Below are 20159 nucleotides of genomic sequence, written 5' to 3' on the forward strand. Positions count from 1 at the left end.
TTGACGCTGATGATTACTTTTTATGTCTTATAGCAATACGCTGAGCCAGCTTAGAGAGTACCTCTCCGCCTGTATTATTGGTCAGGAACACCTCGTTAACCGCCTTTTAATCGCCCTGCTGGCGGACGGGCACCTTCTGGTAGAAGGTGCTCCGGGACTGGCCAAAACCCGGGCCATAAAAGCCATGGCTGATGGCCTGGATGCCAATTTCCACCGGATTCAGTTTACTCCGGACCTGCTCCCTGCTGACGTAACCGGTACCGATATCTATATTCCGGAAGACAGCAGCTTTCGTTTTCAGCCCGGACCCATTTTCCATAACCTGCTGCTGGCAGATGAAATCAACCGGGCTCCGGCAAAGGTTCAGTCAGCATTACTGGAAGCCATGGCAGAACGTCAGGTCAGTGTGGGCAGAAAGACCTACCCACTGCCTCGGGTCTTTATGGTGATGGCCACTCAAAACCCCATTGAGCAGGAAGGAACCTACCCACTGCCAGAGGCTCAGTTGGATCGTTTCCTGATGCATGTAAAAGTGGGCTACCCATCCGTTAGCGCCGAGAAAAAAATCCTGAGGCTGGCACGGGGAGAGGCAATGAAACAAATGCCTCCGAAGCTGGAAGAACTGATCAAGCAAGCCAGTATTCTTGAATCCAGGCAGCAAGTACTGGCTATTCATATGGAACCGGTGGTAGAGGAGTATATTGTCCAACTCATCAATGCCACCCGTAATCCTGAGCCTTATCACTCAAAGCTGGCCAGCTGGTTAGACTACGGTGCCAGTCCCAGGGGAACCATTGCACTGGATCGATGTGCCAGAGCCCATGCCTGGCTCGAAGGGCGAGATTATGTCAATCCGGATGACGTTCAGGCGGTGGCCCATGATGTGCTCAGGCACCGGTTGCTACTGTCTTTTGAAGCCGAATCTGAAGGTAAGGATACCGACCAGGTGATTGATATGCTCCTCAAAGTTGTGCCCGTAGCCTGAAATTCAAAAGAGAGTTTGATGGATGAGCAGCATATACTGTGACTTGGACGATCTGGTTCGCCTGCGCTTTAAGGCACGAAGTCTCCAGTTATTCAACAAGGCAGCCTCAAAAAGCCTGTTGTCCGGTGGCATCCTGTCTCCATTCAAGGGTCGGGGGATTGATTTTGAAGAAGTCAGGGCCTATCAACCAGGCGACGATATTCGCTCTATTGACTGGCGCGTAACCGCACGCCGGTCCAAGCCACATACAAAAATCTTCAGGGAAGAGCGGGAAAGGCCTGTGCTTATTCTGCTTGACCAGAGTCACTCACTCTTTTTTGGCAGCCAGCTGAACTTCAAGTCGGTAACCGCCTGTGAAGCCGCATCAATGGTTGGCTGGGCCACACTATTTAACAAGGATCGGGTGGGAGGCATCCTGTTTAACGAACAGGAAGTCTACAATATACGTCCCAAGTCCTCCAAACAGACCCTGATGCATTTTTTGAAACAGGCTGAAAAAATCAATAAGCGACTAACCCTCGACGCCATGCCAGCCTCTCCTCCCGAAGGTTATATGGCCAAAGCTCTGCGCCATGCCAAACGGGTGGCCCATCCCGGCACTCAACTGTTTATTGTCAGTGATTTCAAAAATATGGATAGTGATGCAACCCGCTTGCTATCCCAGTTAAAACGCCACTGTGAAATCATGGCGCTGCATGTTTCAGACCCGCTGGAGAGAGAACTGCCGAAACCCGGAAACTATGTGATCACAAACGGTGTGCACCGGTATGCCATTGATACCCGAAAACACGCACAACGACAGCGATTCCGAAACCAGCAGCAGGAACAGGTTGAAAAGCTCCGGAACACCCTGCGTGAACTCAGGATACCTCACCTGAGTCTCTGTACCAGTGAAAACACGGCCGAACAGCTTCTTTTTATGCTATCTGCCAGAAAACCGCATAGAAACACCGGAGGGTCGCATGGATCAAACCTCTCTTCTTGACCAGCTGCGCCCCAACCTGTTGCCGGAACCTGTGAGCTATTGGCCTCCTGCCATGGGTTGGTGGCTTATTGCAATACTCCTGATAACCGGCATCGCCGTAGCCGCTACCTTCCTGGTTAGGCATTACCGTAAAAACCGTTATCGCAGACACGGTCTCAGGAAAGTACAGGCCATTTATCAAAGCTACCTTAATCACCAACAAAAAAGACAGTTTGCCCATGACTGCAATCGCTTGTTGAAGGCCGTCGCCCTGCAAGCGTTTCCCCGACAAAAAACCGCTCAACTAAACGGACAGCCCTGGCTGGACTTTTTATACGAGTCTTCAGGAAATGGCCTGTTTAAACAAACAGCGGCAGCAGCCCTGGGTGCAGAACGATTTAAACCGGACCAGGAACCCGATGTGGAACTGCTCCATACCCTGACAAAGAGCTGGATCAAAAAACACCATGCTTGAACTGGAATGGCCCTGGATACTACTGGCAGCCCCATTACCCCTGATAATTTACAAGTTAATTCCACCGGCTGCCCAGGCAAACGAACGCGCATTAAAAGTTCCCTTTTACCGGGAACTGGTCAGTAACACCTATACCAGCACTGTTGAGATAAAAAGCAGCAATACATATACCATCTGGCTGTTAGGACTTATCTGGCTGTTATTACTATTGGCTGCCAGCCAGCCAAAGTGGCTGGGTGATCCCGTACAACTGAAAGGTTCCGGCCGTGACTTGATGCTGGCGGTAGATCTGTCTGGCAGCATGGAAATAAGAGATATGGAGCTGAATAACCAGGCTGTAGATCGTTTAACGGCAACAAAACATGTTCTGACAGACTTCATTCAGCGACGTCGCGGGGATCGTATAGGCCTCATTTTATTTGGCTCTCAGGCGTATTTGCAGGCACCGCTGACCTTTGACCTGAAAACCGTCAAGACCTTGATGGACGAATCAAATATTGGTATCGCCGGCAACAAGACAGCCATAGGTGATGCCCTGGGCCTGTCCGTCAAGCACCTTCGTAATCGGCCGGAAGAAAGCCGGGTACTGATTTTGTTAACTGATGGTGCCAATACCGCCGGTCAAATCAGTCCCATTCAAGCCGCCAAACTTGCCCAGGAAAAGCAAATCAAGATTTATGCCATTGGCATGGGAGCGGATGAAATGATCCAGCCGGGACTGTTTGGCTCATCCATTGGTGCCAGAAAAGTCAATCCATCCGCAGATCTTGATGAGAAAACCCTTACAGAAATTGCCGAACTAACGGGTGGCCAATATTTCAGAGCCCGTAATACCGAGGAACTGGATAAAATTTATCAATTGCTTGACCAACTTGAACCTGTTGACCAGGAGGAAGAGGTGTTTCGCCCCAGTAAGGCTCTCTATCCCTGGCCTCTGGCCTCCGCACTTATCATCAGTTTATTGATGGCATTAAGTTCATTGTGGTCCGGCTTCAGGCCTTTTAATAAGCGGGGGCAGGTATGATGCTGTTAGACAGTTTTCACTTTCTACGCCCCCTGTGGCTTATTATGCTGATTCCCTGCCTGATCATGGCGGTGATGTTATGGCAACGAAAGCTTCAACAAAGCAGCTGGAAGCAGGTGATTGCTCCCCATCTCCTACCCCACCTGCTTCAGGGAAAAGAGCAGAAATCCGGTAAATTCCCCTACTCCCTTCTGATTATCGGCTGGTTCATTGCCTGCCTAGGACTGGCTGGCCCCACCTGGGAAAAAATCCCTATTCCGGTCAACAAAAGCCAGGAACCACTGGTTGTAGTGGTGGATATGTCATATAACATGCTGGCAACAGACCTTAAGCCCAACCGGCTCACCCGGCTGAGATATAAATTACTGGATCTTTTCGAAAACAGAAAGGAAGGCCTGACAGGACTGGTTGTTTATGCAGGCTCAGCACATACGGTTGCACCATTGACCGATGACAGTCGTACCCTGGCCAACCTGGTTAAGGCCCTTAGCCCTGATATTATGCCATCCCAGGGCAATAACCCGGCTACCGGCGTTGAAATGGCCATAAACCTCCTTCAGCAAAGTCTTGGTAAACCCGGAACGATACTGCTTATCACCAGTCAGATCAGTGACTCCGGAACCCATAAAATCGAGTCCATGCTGAAAAGCTCACCCAATAAACTGTCCATCATCGGTATTGGCTCCGAGCAAGGGGCTCCCATCTCACTGCCCAGAGGAGGATTCCTGAAAAATGAGCAGGGTAAAATTGTTATCCCTCAGCTGGAACGTGACAATCTGGTGAACCTCACCAGAAAAAACCGGGGCGTCTATCATGATTTCACCCTGACAGATGCAGACCTCCAACAAGTACTTCCGAAAACATCCAGAAGCGATGAGGCTATTCAGGTTGAGCGACAATTTGATCAATGGCACGATGCGGGCTTCTGGCTGGTATTGCTACTGCTACCTTTAGCTTTAGGCGCATTCCGCCGGGGATGGGTGACCCTGTTTTTAATCGCTGTACTGTACCAACCCTCGCCCAATGCCATGGCACTGGAGTGGCCATCCCTATGGAAAAACCAGAACCAGCAGGGAGCAGAAGCCCTTGAGAAAGGTAACCCGGAAGAGGCTGCTGAGCTATTTCAGGATCAACAGTGGAAAGCTGAAGCCCTGTACCAGGCAAAAAAATATAAAGAAGCGGCGACACTCTTTGGCACATCAGAGGTCGCGAGCCAGCTCTATAACAAAGCCAATGCCCAGGCCAGGGCCGGAGAGCTGAAACAGGCGGTTGCCACTTACCGGCAGGCACAGGAAAAGCTCTCTTCCAGTCCGGAAGAGCAAACAAGATACCCTGCCCTGAAAGAAGATATCACGTTTAATAAAGCCCTGGTTGAGAAGTTGCTGAAGGAGCAGGAGAACCAGAAAAATAATAAAGACCCGCAAAAAAATAAAGATCAGCAAAAAGACAAGAACCAGCAACAGGATCAACAGCAATCACAGGATCCATCTGACCAGCAAGACCAGCAAGACCAGCAAGACCAGCAAGACCAGCAAGACCAGCAAGACCAGCAAGACCAGCAAGACCAGCAACAGGATAACTCTAACCCATCAAACCAGCAGGAAGGGCAGAATCCACAGAACTCACCACAAAATCAGCAAGAGCCTGAATCTGCCAAAGACCAAAATAACCAGGACCAGCCACAGGACTCCCCCCCGAAGCCGGAAGAGCAACAGTCCACACCTGAATCATCAGGGGAAGATGAAGACCAGCAGACCGAAGGTGAGCAAGCCAAAGCCAACCAGTCACCTGCGGAAGCAGATAACAGCCCCATAACACCTGATGAACAGGCGCTGGAAAGCTGGCTCCGGACCATTCCTGACGACCCGGGTGGCCTGTTAAGACGTAAATTTATGCAACAGCGTGAACAAGAGCAAAGAGAGGAATAAAGAAACTGGCATGGAGATCATTCAGAATACAGCGCTTTATCGCACGTTCTTAGTCACCCTGCTGTATATGCTGGTCGTCTTTTCACAACCATCATTTGCAACCTTCAGTGCCTCAGTGGATCATTCCGTTATTGGTTCTCACGAAACCTTTGAACTGAATCTCAGATCTGACACGGATAGTGCCAGTGCTCCCGACCTGAGCAAGCTGGAGAAAGACTTCGATGTTCTCGGAACCCGCCAAAGCCGACAGGTGCGGATTATCAATGGCCGCAGTGAATCCTGGAGAGACTGGATCATTACCCTGGCACCCAAAAGAACAGGATCGCTCACTATTCCTGCTATATCACTGGGCTCAGAGCAATCCTCCCCGGTAACCATTACCGTCAGCGGCACCCTTAATCAGCCAGGAACGACCAGTAATGTCAGCCCTGTTTTTATGAGGGCAGAACTGGATACCGAGCAGGTTTATATTCAGCAGGAGGTGGTACTGACCCTTAAGATCTTCCATCGGGTCAATTTATATGACGATAGCCGCTTATCACCCCTGGAAATTGAAGATGCCATTGTCCAGCAATTAGGTGATACAAAAAAATACGAATCGGTTATCGATGGCACTCGCTACGGTATTTTTGAACTCAAGTTTGCCATCTACCCCCAGAAAACCGGTAGCCTGATGATCCCTGCCATGACCTTTACCGGCACTATGGCCGATAGAAGGGCACCCTTCAGCGGGATGTTTTCAATGGGAGGCAAACCCATTGTGGCCCGATCCCCGGAAATCTTGCTGTCCGTACAGGAGCAACCCGATGACTATCCTGGCCATGATTGGCTGCCCACCAAAAAGCTAACCCTCACTGAATCCTGGAGCCAATCGCTGGATTCCATCAAAGTGGGTGATGCGGTTACCCGCACCATTACCATGCAGGCCGACGGATTGAATGCAGCCCAGTTGCCCCCCCTTAACCTTCCAAGCCCATCGGGAGCCAACAGCTATCCGGACCAGTCCTCCACAGAAGATATACCCACAGCAGAGGGCATTATTGGCAAGCGGGTTTCAGCCATTGCCATAGTACCAACCCAGGCAGGGCCTATGACCTTGCCTGCCATTAAAGTCACCTGGTTTGACACCCAGAGAAAGATTGTCAGAACCACAGAAATCCCCGGTAGAACCATTCAAGTTCAACCTGCGGAAAATTATGAGCTGGTTCAGCCCTTCAAGGCTGCGGCACCGGTTGAAACAACAACAGAACAGACGACTCCCGTAGCAGAGGAGGAGGTACCCCCTCAACAGGAAAGCTACTGGAAATGGCTTGCCCTGGCGATGGGATTGCTTTGGCTGATAACAGGGTTAGGAGGCTGGCTGTTCTGGAAGAAATCCAGAAAATCACCCTTACAAACAACGAATAAAGCCACTGGAAAAACAACAGTCGTCGTTGATAAAACAGATGAGAAGTCACTATTCCAGCAGTTTGAAAACACCTGCCATAACCATGAAAAGCCGGGCATGATACTGGAGAGCTTTAAACAGTGGAGCAGGGTATACCTCAATGCTCCCGAGCTGGCAACAGTCCAGCAATGTGTACAACGGTTTGACTCGGAAACACTTAAAACAGTGTGCCACCAAATAGATTCAGCCATCTATTCTGGCAAAACGGCCGAAGCAGAAGCGGAGGAGCTGCTTGCTCTTTGTCAGAAGATGAGAAAGAACCGCAGCAGAAAAAAAATTCATGAAGAAACGGTAGAGCTTTATCCTCAGTAAACCGCATCCATTTAGAGATTGATGCATAACTTCCTCGTTCCCAGACTCCAGAAGGAGTCGCAAAAGTCTGAATTTTCTCCGTCGTCATCCCGTACAAGGATTGTACGGGATTCATATCACAGGGAGGTGAATCTCTCAGCTCGCATGATACGTGCGGTTAGACTGCCTTCCATGGCAGATGGTTCCTGTACAATCCCTGTACAGGATGACGCTATTGAGTCTATTTCATGGTTTCGCGACACCCTCTCCCCCCTGGGAATACATACGGATGTTTCAAGCTATCCCCAAGCAGCAGGGGCTGCTTCGCTGTCCCACTGACTGCTGTTGTTAGGTGAAGTAAATGATTCGGAGTTTTATTTATGAAGGTATATTTAACAAATCGTGAAGATCGTGATGAGGAATTCGCTTTTGAAATAAAAAAAATTGTTCATCTTGGAGGTAGAATTAATATAGTCGCTATTGGTTATGATAAATTTGGTGAACAAGCTCAATTAAGATTCTATCTTAATACCACAGGAAACCTTCAAATCTCCGAAGGTATTTGGAGCTACCCTACCCCTTGGAAAGAAAATAGTAAATTTTCTGATTCTGATAGTGACTCAGGAACTGATGATCGTTCATCAAAAATAGAAGGTGAGTTGGAAGATTTTGACGGAAAAACAATAATATTTTGTGGGACTTGGAAAGATGCAGATGGTTTATATGACTTAGAGATTGATGCACAACTCACTGAGACCTAACACTGTACTTACCACCAAGAGAAAATCTGCATTCCCAGACTGGAGGGGGTGTAGCGAAGCCCTCAGCGCAATGCCCTGTTTTTTTTTGAACCACGAAGGAGACTAAGTAAACCAAGACTTTTCTTAACATTCTTCGTGTCCTTCGTGGTTCAAAAAAAACTTTTGCGAAACCCTCTGGAGCCTCGAAACGAGTTAACGTTACTGCATCAAATTACAGACTCTTATTTACCACCTCAAAAACATCCGTGGATAACTCAGGCACTTTGCTGATAGATTCCAGCGCTTTCTTCATCAGCTCCCTGCTTTGAGGCTCGTATTTTTTCCAGCGAGTCAACGGTTGTAACAGACGGGAGGCCAGTTGCGGGTTTTTACAATCATATTCAATCACAAGATCAGCCAGGAATTGATAACCTTCGCCTTCTGAATCATGGAACCCGGCCATATTCTGGGCAAAGGCTCCCACCAGGGCTCTTAGCTTGTTAGGACTGGTGGCATCAAACAGCTTATGTTCCATCAGGGATTGCACATGAGACAGGGTTCCCATCTGGGGACTCCCCGCCTGAACGCTAAACCACTGATCCATCACATTGGCATCATCCTGATAGCGATTAAGGAAATCGCTGAGCAATGCATCTATAGAAGGTTTATCCTGATACTCCGCATTCACCACATAAGACAACGCGGCAAAACGATCAGTCATATTGCCAGAACGATCATATTGCTCTTTGGCAAGATCCATCATTTCCTTGTGGTTTAGAGCTACCATATAACCCAGACAAATATTTTTCAGGGTTCGTTCAGCAATATCCCTGGCCTCTGGACGGTAAGGTTTTTCCTGTGACAGCTCTTTCCAAAGCTGATGGAATTGGGACTGATGGGCTGCGGCAATTGCCTGCTTAACCTGCTTCCGCGCCTTATGAATCAACCCGGGCTGAATACTCTCTGATTGTTCAGCAATAGCGGCTTCAAAAGGCAGCGTCAGCATTTCAGTTTTTACGGCCATATCCAGGGTGGAGTCCGCCAACACATGACCAAACGCATCAATCAGTTGCTGATCAGGCTCTTTTGACTCTCCTCTTGCCAGAGCAGCTACCAGCTGATTAATTTCTGCCATGGCCAGACGTTGACAGGCATCCCAGCGGTTAAAACTGTCAGAATCATGCTGCATCAGGAATACCAGGTCATCTTTGCTATAGGCGTATTCCAGGCGAACAGGTGCAGAAAAACCGCGCAACAATGATGGCAAAGGCTTTTCAGGCAAATTATTAAACAGGAAGGTTTCTTTGGCCTGTTTAACATCCAGAACCTGCTCAACATCCCCATGCTCATTCAGGGACAGTGCTTTACCGGAGTTATCAAGAAGTGCCAGCTTGACGGGGATATGGAAAGGCGCTTTGTTCTCCTGACCGGGGGTTGCAGGGCAGCTTTGCTCTATTGTCAGGCTGTAGGTGCCAGAGGCTTTATCATAGGCATCAGAAACATGCAGAACCGGTGTTCCTGACTGGCTGTACCACAACCTGAACTGACTGAGGTCTTTACCGCTGGCATCTTCCATTGCCTTAACAAAGTCTTCACAGGTTACCGCCTGACCATCATGGCGCTTGAAGTAAAGGTCAGAACCTTTACGGAAATCCTTCTCTCCTAACAGGCTATGGATCATCCGAACCACTTCCGCCCCTTTTTCGTAGACCGTTACGGTATAGAAATTGGAAATCTCTATATACGACTCAGGACGTACAGGGTGAGACATAGGACCCGCATCTTCTGCAAACTGAGCCGTTCTCAACATGGCTACGTCTTCAATCCGCTTGACCCCACGGGAGTTCATATCAGCGGAAAACTCACTGTCCCTGAATACCGTGAACCCTTCTTTTAAACTTAACTGGAACCAGTCACGGCAAGTCACCCTGTTACCGGACCAGTTATGGAAATACTCATGGGCCACTATCGCTTCTATGCGCTGATAACGGGCATCGGTTGCTGTCTCAGGGCTGGCCAGGACGCAGGAGGAGTTAAAAATATTCAACCCCTTGTTCTCCATGGCTCCCATATTGAAATGATCCACAGCAACGATCATAAAGATATCCAGATCGTATTCACGCCCATAGACCTCTTCATCCCACTTCATGGATTTTTTCAGGGATACCATGGCATGATCACACTTATGGATATTATGGGACTCGGTAAAGATCCTCAGGGTCACTTCCCTGCCACTCATGGTGGTATACCGGTCTTCAATAGACTCCAGATCACCAGCCACCAACGCAAAAAGATAGCTGGGCTTTTTGAAAGGATCTTCCCATTTTACCCAGTGCCGGCCATTATCCAGCTCCCCACGCTCAACATCATTACCATTGGCCAGCAGCACTGGATAACGCGCTTTATCCGCAATAATTTGTGTGGAAAAAGTAGACATTACATCCGGGCGGTCCAGGTAATAGGTGATTTTCCTGAAACCTTCTGCCTCACACTGGGTACAGAACATTCCGTTGGACTTGTACAGTCCCTCCAGGGAAGTGTTTTCCTGAGGCTTGATGCGGTTCTTGACCTCCAGAATAAATTGATCCCGGTCTATAGGAATAACCAGCTCGGACTGGCCTTCCCTGAACTCATCTTCCGCCAGTTTTCTGCCGTCAATGGCAACACTGACTAACTCCATATCAACACCACTAAGAACCAGATCGGGATGCCCCTCACCCTGTTCATTCTGACGTATGTGTAATGTTGAAGTGACCAGTGCATAATCTTCGTGAAGATCAAAGACCAGGTTGGTCTTGTCAATCCAATAGTCAGGTGCCTGATAGTCTTTCAGAAAAATAGCTTTGGGCTGCGATTCTTTCATTTTATAAACCTTTTTTATCAATCAATGGCCATAGGGCTGGGAGGCTGTTGAGGTTTTATCCTGAATTCAACAACCTCCGCGCAACCAGGTTAGACCGGCTTGTATGCCCCTAATGAACACAGACACGGGCTTGATAGGCAGTATGTTTCCGCACATTGAATACACCAGTATCCAGCAGCAGATACTGCCCCTTGATACCTTGCAAAACACCTTCTATAAAAGGTGTTTTATCAAATGATAGAGAAGTGACCTTAGTGGGATAGCATTCAACAGGATAATCAATAGTGATTGCATCCAAATTTTCAAGGGGTTGAATAGCCTGAAGACCAAACTCTTTCTGGATAGCATCAATGCGGCTTCTATTCATGGCTAATAATTCAGAAGCTGCCTCAACCAGATCAACCGGTTTAGCAGGGCCTTTTAACATAGCTCTCCAGTTGGTCCGGTCATTCACAAACTCCTTAAAGAGCTGCTCCAACAAACCAGACTGCTGTCGTGTAGATACCCGAATAAAAGGCAGTGCCTGGGTTGCCCCCTGGTCAATCCAGCGGGTGGGAACCTGGCTGGCCCGGGTGATACCCACCTTGAGTCCGGAAGAATTGGCAAGATAAACGATATGGTCAGCCATGCAAAACTGCTCACCCCAGGCCGGGTCACGACAGGTTCCTAGATGGTAGTGACACTTTTCCGGACTGACTATACAGCTGTCACATTGGGGCAATTTGCGAAAGCAGGGGTAACAATACCCCTGACTGAAACTCTTTCTGGTTTTCCGTCCGCAATGACTACAATGAATTTCTCCCAGATACTCCAAAGAGAGTTTCCGGCCTAATAACCCGTTTAAAGGCAACTGCTGATTGCCTACAGCCAGGGTATAACTTACCTTATCCTGAAGTGCCACTGGCATTTTACTTAATGAGCCAGAAAGCCCTTCTTTCCCGGTTAAATCCACTGCCACTCCTTACGGTTTAAATCGGATGATACTTTCGGGGCTATCAGAACCTGTGTCAACAGTGGTTTCATCTTTTCCCTGCCGGCACTGCACAGGCATATAACCTGTACGCCGGGATTCAGGCAGGTGTTGACGTTCGTATACTAACATAGCCAGCAGAACCACCTCTTTCTGTTCTGCGGTCAAATCCAGTCCATTGGGCCATTTACCTAACTCCAGGGATTCTTTTAACTGCCGGTACAACCCGGGGGTTACCTGACTGACAAATTCACTCATGTCCATTCGTTATTATTCCTGCTTTTCAGCGTTTTTTTTGCCTGTTTTAACTAATATTCCAGCAAGCCCTCCGATAAATGCTCCGGACAACAAGCCTCCGGTATGGGCGGCGTTAGCTATGCTACTACCCAGCATAAAGTCCAGTGCTCCGGTATATCCAACCACTAAAAAGATCAGCATAAACCCATAAATCGCAGGCAAAATATCAAAGTGGCAAGACTTATCGACTTTCTCACGGATCATACAGTAGCCCAGCAATCCGTATATCACCCCGGAAAATCCTCCAAAGATCACGATATCACCGCCAAAGATATATTGGGCAAAATTAGAAACCAAACCTGATGTAATAACCAGCAATAACAAATGCAACCCGCCAAACCTGGCTTCAATCCTTCGCCCCAGGTCAAATAACCACATCATATTAAACACCAGGTGCAGTACTGAAAAGTGGAGCAAAACCGGGGTTATTAAGCGCCAATACTCTCCCTGCTTCAGGGTGAACGCCAGACTGGATAAGTAGACCGTTGTTCCCTGGTCGGTTGGCAGGAATTGCAAGGGTACAAAATTAAGTGCTGCAACCACTGCCCCGTTCTGGCCAAAGTCAGAAATAACGGCAACCAGTACAGAAATAACCAATAACAACAGTGTCAGGGGGTACCTGGACCATGGAATATTTTTTGTCATGGCCTTTATTCCTACCCCCTTTCGTTCAGGGGCAGGAGTTAACTTCAACAGACCCGATTGCCAGTCCTGATACACCTGCCTGACGGGATCAACCAGTGTGGCACTTAAAACCCAAATGACCTGCACGCCCACTTCCTCGGTTATCTTGTGAGGAATTCCCTGACGATAAAGAAAAAAAGACAATGGACTCAAGTCAACCCCGGGCGGAACCTCCAGAGCCCGACACTCTTGCCGCTTATCATCTGGATGGCTCACCGGCTATATTCCTGATAGTTCCAACGCAACTTGGAACGACAGGCCTCATAAAAATTATGGTTTAACGGATGGATCGCTCTTAGTTTTTCCGGCTTCTTCCGAATAATAATCTGGTCTCCAGGGGCTCCCCCTATATGAATCTGGCCATCACAGCTAACCTGAGGGTAGATGTCATTATTCGTACTGATAACCAACTTAAGTTCACTATTGCCATCAACAACCAGGGGGCGGTTCGTCAGCATATGGGGAAACATGGGAACCAGCACAATGGCATCAAGGGTGGGGTGCATAATAGGGCCACCACCGGATAAGGCGTAAGCGGTAGAACCTGTGGGGGTAGAAATAATTAATCCATCCGAGCGCTGTTTATAGACAAACTGACCATCGATATAGAGTTCAAACTCAATAATCCGGGTGGACTTCCCCGGGTGCAACACCACATCATTCAAGGCACTTCCCTCGCCGATCAATGTCCCGTCACGCTTGACCTGGGCTTCCATCAAAAACCGGCTTTCTTCCAGATACTGTCCTTCAAGTACCTCTGATAGCTGGGTTTCCAGTTCACTGGGGCAAATATCGGTTAAAAAACCCAACCGGCCGCGATTAACGCCAATTACCGGTACATTATAATGAACCAGGTCTCTGGCAGCCCCTAACAGGCTACCATCACCTCCAACAACAATAACAAGGTCACACCGCTCTCCCATTTCAGTACGCTGACAAACAGGCAGGCCATGCCCCGGAAGCAGGTTGTCAATTCGCTCATCCAGGAATACAGAAAGCTTTCGGTCACCAAGAAACTGTAACAGGCGCGTCAAGGTATCCGACGCTTCCGCACGCCCCTGGCGACCGGTCACTCCTATACATTTAAACTGTTCCATAAAAGATACACTTGTTATTCACTTTGGGGTCACAGACTATAAGCAATCACCTTGGAATGGAAGGCAAGTTATGCACTGAAGATGGCAAACTTAAAGCAGTACGTCTACTTTTTAGGTGCATTGTCAATAAAGTCTACCGACTATGATTTATCCTAAACGATTAATTGCCTGCGTTATAATACTACTTCTTATGGTATTACTTCAGGGATGTGGAAACGTGCCATGGAAGTCAACACCATCATCTCCTGAGCAGAAAATCAGAATCGATGAGAACAGCCTTACCAGCTCACTGGTTCAGTCGTTGGGGGTGACGACAAAACAGGCAGAAGGAGGAGCCGGAGCCTTACTGGATGTAGCAGAAAACACGCTTTCCAAGGCCGATTTTTCGAAAATTGTTACCGCCATACCTGATGCCGGTAGTCTACTGGGAACCACACCCACAATGGGTGGAAATTTAGCTTCCAGCGGTGGTAGCAGCAAGTTAATAGATGGCTATAACCATATAAAAAAACAATTTGAATCCCTGGGACTCAACAGCTCGATGATTTCCAGCTTTATATCTGTAATGGTTCAATACCTTGGCAAAGGAGATGACAGCACCCCCTCAGACCTGCTTCAATCAGCACTGTCTACAGCTTTATCCGGTTCTGCCGGCTCTTTAATTAACAGCTTTTAAACGCAGTGATTCTGCACCTGTTCATATGAACAGAAACTTAAGAGGCTATTTCTAAATAGCCTCTAGCAGCCTGTCGGACTTAGCCGATCGTAGCGAGAAAAAGACCGGTTTGAGCCATTTTTTATGCTGATTCGAGGCGAATAGTGGTTCTATTTAACGAGAATCAGCATAAAAAATGGCCAAATCCGGCTTTTTCGCAGTAGGTCAGAGCTAAGTCCGACAGGCTGCTAGGGAGCACAAAGGCATACGCTAAAACCGTCTTTATTTTCAAGCGTTACAGTCAGGCCGTGCATATGTGCTACCGCCCGAACCAATGAAAGCCCAAGGCCAAACCCGTCTTCCTTACGACTTCTATCAAGCCGATACAAACGACGAAAGACTTTTTCCTGTTCGTCAACCGGTATACCTGGTCCCTGATCATGGATACAGACTTTGTTTGAATACACCACCATTTGAATGGTTCCACCATCAGGAGAATACTTGATGGCATTTTCTACAAGGTTATAAAGGGCTCGAAACAACAGCTCACGATTCCCCTCTAAAATAAAGGTTCCTTTTAGCTCAAGCTGCAGCTGCTGGTCATTGCATTCAGCCAGGGGTATAGCAAGCTCAATGACCTCTTCACACAACCCGCTGATGTTGCAGGGGCCAAAAGCAACCCTCCTGGCTCCCTGCTCCAGGCGGCTCAGTTCCAGCATTGCATTAAAGGTGGTCAGTATCCGGTCAACTTCACCCCGTAATACCAGCAATTCTTCCACTCCAGCAGAACCCTTGGCAATATGACCATCCATTCGGATACGCAGCCTGGATAATGGCGTACGTAAATCGTGGGCAATATTATCCGTTACACTGGCAATGCCTTCCATGCCACTTTCAATTTGATCCAGCATGCTATTAATGCTGTTAGCCAGCTCATCAAATTCATCATTTTTTGTACCCACCGGAACCCTTGCACTTAACTTGCCCTTCCTGACTTCTGAGGTAATGCGGTTCACATGGGCCAAACGGTTGAGTAATTTCCTCGCAAACAGAAAGCTGACGAGTGATGCGGCTAATAATGCCAGCAACATGGAAGAATACAGGGCAAGCTGAAAGCGACTGGCAAACAGGTTAAAGTCTGGGGCGTTATACCCCACCAGAACATCCCCCCAACGAGTGGCGATACGACTACCCCTTACATTTTGCAGGCGCTCTTCCACGCCTGCTGAGTCGTCCCATACTAAAAAATCACCTATTAATGGTGTTTCGGGAATGCTGGCAGGAAGGTAGTTCAGATTACCAAAATAGCCCTGACGGTTTTTAAGCACCACCAGTGAGTTTCTATTATCACCGGCTATTCTTTTCAGATTATCGATAAACTCAAATCGACTTTCAGTCTCTGAGAATGACTTCAACGTCGCCAAGGTTTGAAAGATAAATAAATCCTTATGCTGACGGTAATATCCAATGCTGTATTTACTGACGATTCCGATGATAAGCAAACACAACAACGTCATCACTGCTGTATGCATAAGCGTATAGCGAAGCAGTGATGATGACTTCAAAGGACTGAATATCCCCATAACCCCCTTCAACCTATGAAGAACTGCCTCTAAGCACGTAACCTACCCCCCTGATGGTGTGAATCAACCCTTTTCCACCACACCGATCCAGCTTCTTTCGCAGTTTTGCCACATGCACATCAATAAGATTACTGCCCGGGTCAAAATGGTATCCCCATACGGCCTCAAACAGAAGTGTCCGTGAAATAACCTGACCCTGGTGCTCCAGAAGATAACGAAGTAGTTGAAATTCCCTGGGTTGCAGAGCCACTTCTCCCCCCTCCAGAAATACCTGGTGTGACAGTAACTTCATCGTCAGGTTATCCACTTTGATCTGTGTTTTTTCCTGGGCCGTATTTCCCCGGCGAATAAGTATCTCAACCCGAACCAATAACTCAGCAAAGGAAAAAGGCTTGCAAAGATAATCATCTCCTCCCTGCTTCAACCCCTTTATCCTTTCATCAACCGCATCCAGGGCACTTAAAATGATCACAGGGGTATTGATACCTGTAGCCCTCAGGCCCGCCAATACCTTCAGTCCCTCCATTTCCGGCAGCATACGATCCAAAACAATAGCATCGTATTCCCCTGAAGACGCGAGAAACATACCTTCCCGACCATCTCCGGCCTGATCAACAGTCCACCCCTCCTCTGCAAAGCCTTTGGCAATATAGGTTCGGGTGGTTTCGTCATCCTCTACAACCAGTAATTTCATAAAATTCTCTCGCCCGGAATGCATATGACCATTTAAGTGTATGCAGATACTATACGGATATTAAGGGGCTAATCTTTATGAAAATTTCTGGTCGCCACCGGTATGGGCTTACCTGTCTCCACATCAACGATCACTTTACGAACACCCTGGTCAGTCATCAATTCTATTTCAAAGAAAACCACCCCTTTTTCGTGCTCCAGTTCTGCCTCAAGCAAAGTACCCGGAATCATTTTCTTCGCCTCGGCAACGGCTTTTTCCAGGGTTATGCCATTAAAGAAACTGCCGTATTTGCTTGAGCTAAACCGGTCTCTTTCCTGCTCCTGAATAGCACCGGTATCCGGATCTACACTGACCTCTATTTTCTCACCCCTGGTCTGATCAACCACTTCCAGCTCATACACCATTTTATGATCATGATCCCGGTCATCTACACTAAATTCACTCAGCTTGCCGGAATATTGCTTGCTGACTATTTCCATTGCCTGCTCAGGTTTTACCTGGGCTTTTTCTATTGCCAAACTGGTAATCACACTATCCTGACCAGCAAGTGCTGCTGTAGAAACAAGATACAGGCCTAAAATAATTTCTTTCAGCGCTTTCATTTTTAACCCCCTGACTCACCTTTGCATCATCTTGTTACTGGCTACTATACACCAGTAACCATTAAGGCAACGTGATGAGTTCATTAATTAAAATTAATTTTCTTCTCTGAACGGGAAAGGGGGACCCGGCCTAACTCCATGCTTTACTTTCCCTGCTCCAGAACCAGGAGTAAATTGATGACTTTTCTTCGAAGATATTTTTTCTGAAAAAGTTTTCTGTTGTTTTTGTGATAGTTTTTGCCGGGATGGACTCCCCCCTCGCTGTGAGAGCATTGTCCTGGCCACTGGTCTCTTTTGCGGCAAAGCTGTCCTGACAGGCGTCAAGGTTCTTTCCTTTTTCATGGAACAACATTTTAGCTGTGCCGCGTACTGCTTAGCCTGGTTCTCAACCTGCCGGGCATAATTCAGAATTTTCTTCTTTTTCCTATGCGTTTTCCTGTTATAACCCTCATGACCCTCATGGTAAGCCAGATAAAGATTATAAGCATCATGCCTTTTAATTCGGCATTTTTTACGGCTTTGCTCATTATACCAACCAATAAACTGGACACAGTCAGCAAAGTTATCCCGTCTTGCCAGATATTTGCCTGTTTGTTTACGGTAATGCTTCCAGGTGCCATCCAAAGCCTGGGCATAGCCATAAGCCGAGGATAGATATTTTTTCTGCTTTTTATGCTTTGTCCGAGGATCAACTGGGCGGGCATTATGACGAAAATCCGACTCTTTTTTAATCATTGCCATCATCAGTGGCGTAGAGCTGCCCCATCGTTTAGCTGCTTTTTCTGTTTGCCTATACCAATCAGGATTGGCCTGAACTACCGAACAAATATTACAGGTATTTACTGGCTTACGGGCAGGCATCTTTTTAGCGTTAGAAACACACCCCGAAAGTACCAGAGGAAAAATAAAAACCCACCCCAGCCTGTAAAAAAAAGTCGCCATTGCCCCAAGTGTCTCCGGATTGCCCTTTAGGACAAACCTTATAAACTCAGGGCATAAGAATTAGCGCATAAGACTCATTAAGAGTAATGTACCAGTCTAGCGTCTAAAACAAGATTTATCCGGCAGGCTCTGTATAATATTTGTTACTTTTAGACGATCTTTGTACTCCCGGTTTCTGATGGAATAAGCGAAAGCGACGACTTCTCCGGTATGGAAACACATCCATTATCTCACCGCTTGATATTTCTTCCTGTACGGCGCACCAATATCTGGCTGTAAATAAATCACCATGCAACTCTTTAAACATTCTTCGGACATGACTATCTGGAAACAAAAAAACCGGAAACTCTTCAGGAAAAATATCATTAACACCCACTGAATACCAAGGCTCTGCGGCCAGCTCTTGCTCAGGATATAAGGGCTCTGGAATATCCCGAAAATTGCACTCCGTCAGATAACAAATTTCATCATAGTCATAAAAAACAACGCGACCATGACGCGTTACCCCAAAATTTTTAGGCAACATATCACCCGGGAAAATATTGGCCGCCGCCAGTTGTTTAATGGCATTGCCGTACTCATCAAGTACATCACTCAACGCCTGACCGTCACTCTGATCAATATAGATATTTAACGGAGTCATTCGCCGCTCACAATACATATGCCGGATCAAAACCTGATCGCCAGCTAACTCAACCGTTGACCCTGCTTCATCCAGCAAAACCTGTAGCAATTCCTCTGAAAACCGGTTTTTGGGTAGGGAAAGGTTGGAAAACTCCTGGGTGTCCGCCATTCGTCCCACCCTGTCATGGGTTTTTACCAGATAATAACGATCTTTCACCCGCTCTTTTGTGACTTCTTTCGGGGGATCAAAACGATCTTTGATTATTTTAAACACAATATCCAGAGAGGGCAGGGTAAACACGGTCATAACCATGCCCTTGATACCCGGTGCAATAACAAACCGGTCTTTGGAATAAGCCATATGCTCCAGCAAATCCCGATAAAAGACAGTCTTGCCATGCTTGAAGAAACCAATAGAGCTGTACATTTCCCATCGGGATTTACCCGGTAACAGAGTATGTAAAAATTCTATGCACTCCGAAGGATTTCTGGCATCCACCATAAAATAGGAGCGGGTAAAACTGAACAGAATACTGATATCATCATTATCACAAAGCAGGGTATCAACATACAGACGTCCATCACCATCATTCAAAGCCGATAGCACAAAAGGCAAAAGACGGCTGGAAGAAACCACCCGGCCCACCAGATAAGCCCCCTTATTTCTGTAAAAAACCCATTTCAGTACATCCACCCGAATATCCGATGGGTTTAATAATGAAGGCGACTGCTCTCTCAAAGCAACCACTATATTCCGAACGTCACGACGACAGTTTTGCCACGGCAACTCATTTGAAAAGTCACCTAAAACTTGTTTGACCAGGCTGACCAATCCCCGGTCAGGCCGATAGGTACGATAAATTCCTCTTGGGCTGTGTACTGAAAAACCCTCAAACTCAGATGAAACAAAAGACTCTGATGCATTGGCTGCCTGGTTTGGAAAAACCTTGCGATAAACCGAGTTATAAAAGGTTTCTGCAAGTTCAGGATCAGTACGGTAGGAAATCAGATCCATGTATGCTTGCCGGGCTTCCAGCCAATACTGGTGGTGATAAAAATCTCCTTTGGCTCTTTTATTTAGCAATTGCATCACATGGCAAATGGCATGGTCATATAAATTGATACGGTCAGAAGCCGCCTGCTGGGCAGCACACCAGTCAGCATTCAAAAAACGCTGCCGGGCACCCAGGGTAATTTCTGTAAATTGAGTTCTATAGTCACTAAACCCCTCGAGAATCACCCCGGCAATTTCACGTGCAGTAGCACTGCCCATAACTCCCCCACGGATACATTG

18 protein-coding genes are annotated in these 20159 nt (G+C 47.4%); 8 read left to right on the forward strand and 10 right to left on the reverse strand.

Annotated elements, in window-relative coordinates; all coding sequences use genetic code 11:
- Positions 1–22: 22 nt before the first annotated feature.
- The 7 genes from MJ595_RS20700 to MJ595_RS20730 all read left to right on the forward strand — a co-directional run bounded on the left by MJ595_RS20700 (position 23) and on the right by MJ595_RS20730 (position 7875).
- A complete protein-coding gene (locus MJ595_RS20700) occupies positions 23–985 on the forward strand; it encodes a MoxR family ATPase (RefSeq protein ID WP_263080005.1) in 963 nt (320 codons plus the stop codon).
- 22 nt (positions 986–1007) lie between these two features.
- Positions 1008–1970 (forward strand): DUF58 domain-containing protein, encoded by a 963-nt coding sequence (locus tag MJ595_RS20705; RefSeq protein ID WP_263080006.1) that lies wholly within the window; start codon positions 1008–1010, stop codon positions 1968–1970.
- Positions 1948–2424 (forward strand): DUF4381 domain-containing protein, encoded by a 477-nt coding sequence (locus tag MJ595_RS20710; RefSeq protein ID WP_263080007.1) that lies wholly within the window; start codon positions 1948–1950, stop codon positions 2422–2424. The genes MJ595_RS20705 and MJ595_RS20710 overlap by 23 nt, the downstream gene beginning before the upstream one ends.
- Positions 2417–3448, forward strand: a complete 1032-nt coding sequence (locus MJ595_RS20715) for a VWA domain-containing protein (protein ID WP_263080009.1) — start codon at positions 2417–2419, stop codon at positions 3446–3448. Before MJ595_RS20710 ends, MJ595_RS20715 begins: the two co-directional genes overlap by 8 nt.
- Complete coding sequence (locus MJ595_RS20720) at positions 3445–5376, forward strand: VWA domain-containing protein (RefSeq protein WP_263080010.1); 1932 nt, start codon at positions 3445–3447, stop codon at positions 5374–5376. Before MJ595_RS20715 ends, MJ595_RS20720 begins: the two co-directional genes overlap by 4 nt.
- A gap of 10 nt (positions 5377–5386) precedes the next feature.
- The gene (locus tag MJ595_RS20725) at positions 5387–7135 is read left to right on the forward strand and encodes a BatD family protein (RefSeq protein WP_263080011.1); all 1749 of its coding nucleotides are present in this window, start codon (positions 5387–5389) and stop codon (positions 7133–7135) included.
- Between the two features lie 359 nt (positions 7136–7494).
- Complete coding sequence (locus tag MJ595_RS20730) at positions 7495–7875, forward strand: hypothetical protein (protein ID WP_263080013.1); 381 nt, start codon at positions 7495–7497, stop codon at positions 7873–7875.
- A gap of 211 nt (positions 7876–8086) precedes the next feature.
- Here the strand turns inward: MJ595_RS20730 and pepN are convergent, their stop codons facing one another.
- The 5 genes from pepN to MJ595_RS20755 all read right to left on the reverse strand — a co-directional run bounded on the left by pepN (position 8087) and on the right by MJ595_RS20755 (position 13765).
- Entirely contained in the window at positions 8087–10717 is a 2631-nt protein-coding gene (pepN, locus tag MJ595_RS20735) for an aminopeptidase N (protein WP_263080014.1), read from the reverse strand.
- 109 nt (positions 10718–10826) lie between these two features.
- Positions 10827–11624, reverse strand: a complete 798-nt coding sequence (locus MJ595_RS20740; RefSeq protein ID WP_263322557.1) for a DUF2797 domain-containing protein — start codon at positions 11622–11624, stop codon at positions 10827–10829.
- A 54-nt stretch (positions 11625–11678) separates the two neighbouring features.
- Positions 11679–11945: a YeaC family protein gene (locus tag MJ595_RS20745; protein WP_263080015.1), complete on the reverse strand. Its 267-nt coding sequence runs from the start codon at positions 11943–11945 to the stop codon at positions 11679–11681.
- A gap of 12 nt (positions 11946–11957) precedes the next feature.
- Positions 11958–12884, reverse strand: a complete 927-nt coding sequence (locus tag MJ595_RS20750) for a rhomboid family intramembrane serine protease (protein ID WP_263080016.1) — start codon at positions 12882–12884, stop codon at positions 11958–11960.
- Entirely contained in the window at positions 12881–13765 is an 885-nt protein-coding gene (locus MJ595_RS20755) for an NAD(+) kinase (RefSeq protein WP_263080017.1), read from the reverse strand. Before MJ595_RS20755 ends, MJ595_RS20750 begins: the two co-directional genes overlap by 4 nt.
- Positions 13766–13982: 217 nt before the next feature.
- Here MJ595_RS20755 and MJ595_RS20760 point away from each other — a divergent pair, with 217 nt between their 5' ends.
- Positions 13983–14441, forward strand: coding sequence for a DUF2780 domain-containing protein (locus MJ595_RS20760; RefSeq protein WP_263080018.1), 459 nt, complete (start codon positions 13983–13985; stop codon positions 14439–14441).
- A gap of 227 nt (positions 14442–14668) precedes the next feature.
- Here MJ595_RS20760 and MJ595_RS20765 read toward each other — a convergent pair whose 3' ends face one another.
- The 5 genes from MJ595_RS20765 to aceK all read right to left on the reverse strand — a co-directional run bounded on the left by MJ595_RS20765 (position 14669) and on the right by aceK (position 20138).
- Entirely contained in the window at positions 14669–15985 is a 1317-nt protein-coding gene (locus MJ595_RS20765; protein ID WP_263080020.1) for a HAMP domain-containing histidine kinase, read from the reverse strand.
- A gap of 31 nt (positions 15986–16016) precedes the next feature.
- Complete coding sequence (locus tag MJ595_RS20770) at positions 16017–16697, reverse strand: response regulator transcription factor (protein WP_263080021.1); 681 nt, start codon at positions 16695–16697, stop codon at positions 16017–16019.
- A 68-nt stretch (positions 16698–16765) separates the two neighbouring features.
- The gene (locus tag MJ595_RS20775; protein WP_263080022.1) at positions 16766–17299 is read right to left on the reverse strand and encodes a PepSY domain-containing protein; all 534 of its coding nucleotides are present in this window, start codon (positions 17297–17299) and stop codon (positions 16766–16768) included.
- 93 nt (positions 17300–17392) lie between these two features.
- Positions 17393–18241, reverse strand: coding sequence for a transglycosylase SLT domain-containing protein (locus tag MJ595_RS20780; protein WP_263080024.1), 849 nt, complete (start codon positions 18239–18241; stop codon positions 17393–17395).
- Between the two features lie 115 nt (positions 18242–18356).
- Positions 18357–20138 carry a bifunctional isocitrate dehydrogenase kinase/phosphatase gene (gene aceK, locus MJ595_RS20785; protein WP_263080025.1) on the reverse strand — a complete coding sequence of 594 codons (1782 nt, stop codon included), beginning with the start codon at positions 20136–20138 and terminating at the stop codon, positions 18357–18359.
- Positions 20139–20159: the final 21 nt, after the last annotated feature.

Source organism: Endozoicomonas sp. Mp262 (assembly GCF_025643335.1).
Taxonomy (GTDB): Bacteria; Pseudomonadota; Gammaproteobacteria; order Pseudomonadales; family Endozoicomonadaceae; genus Endonucleibacter.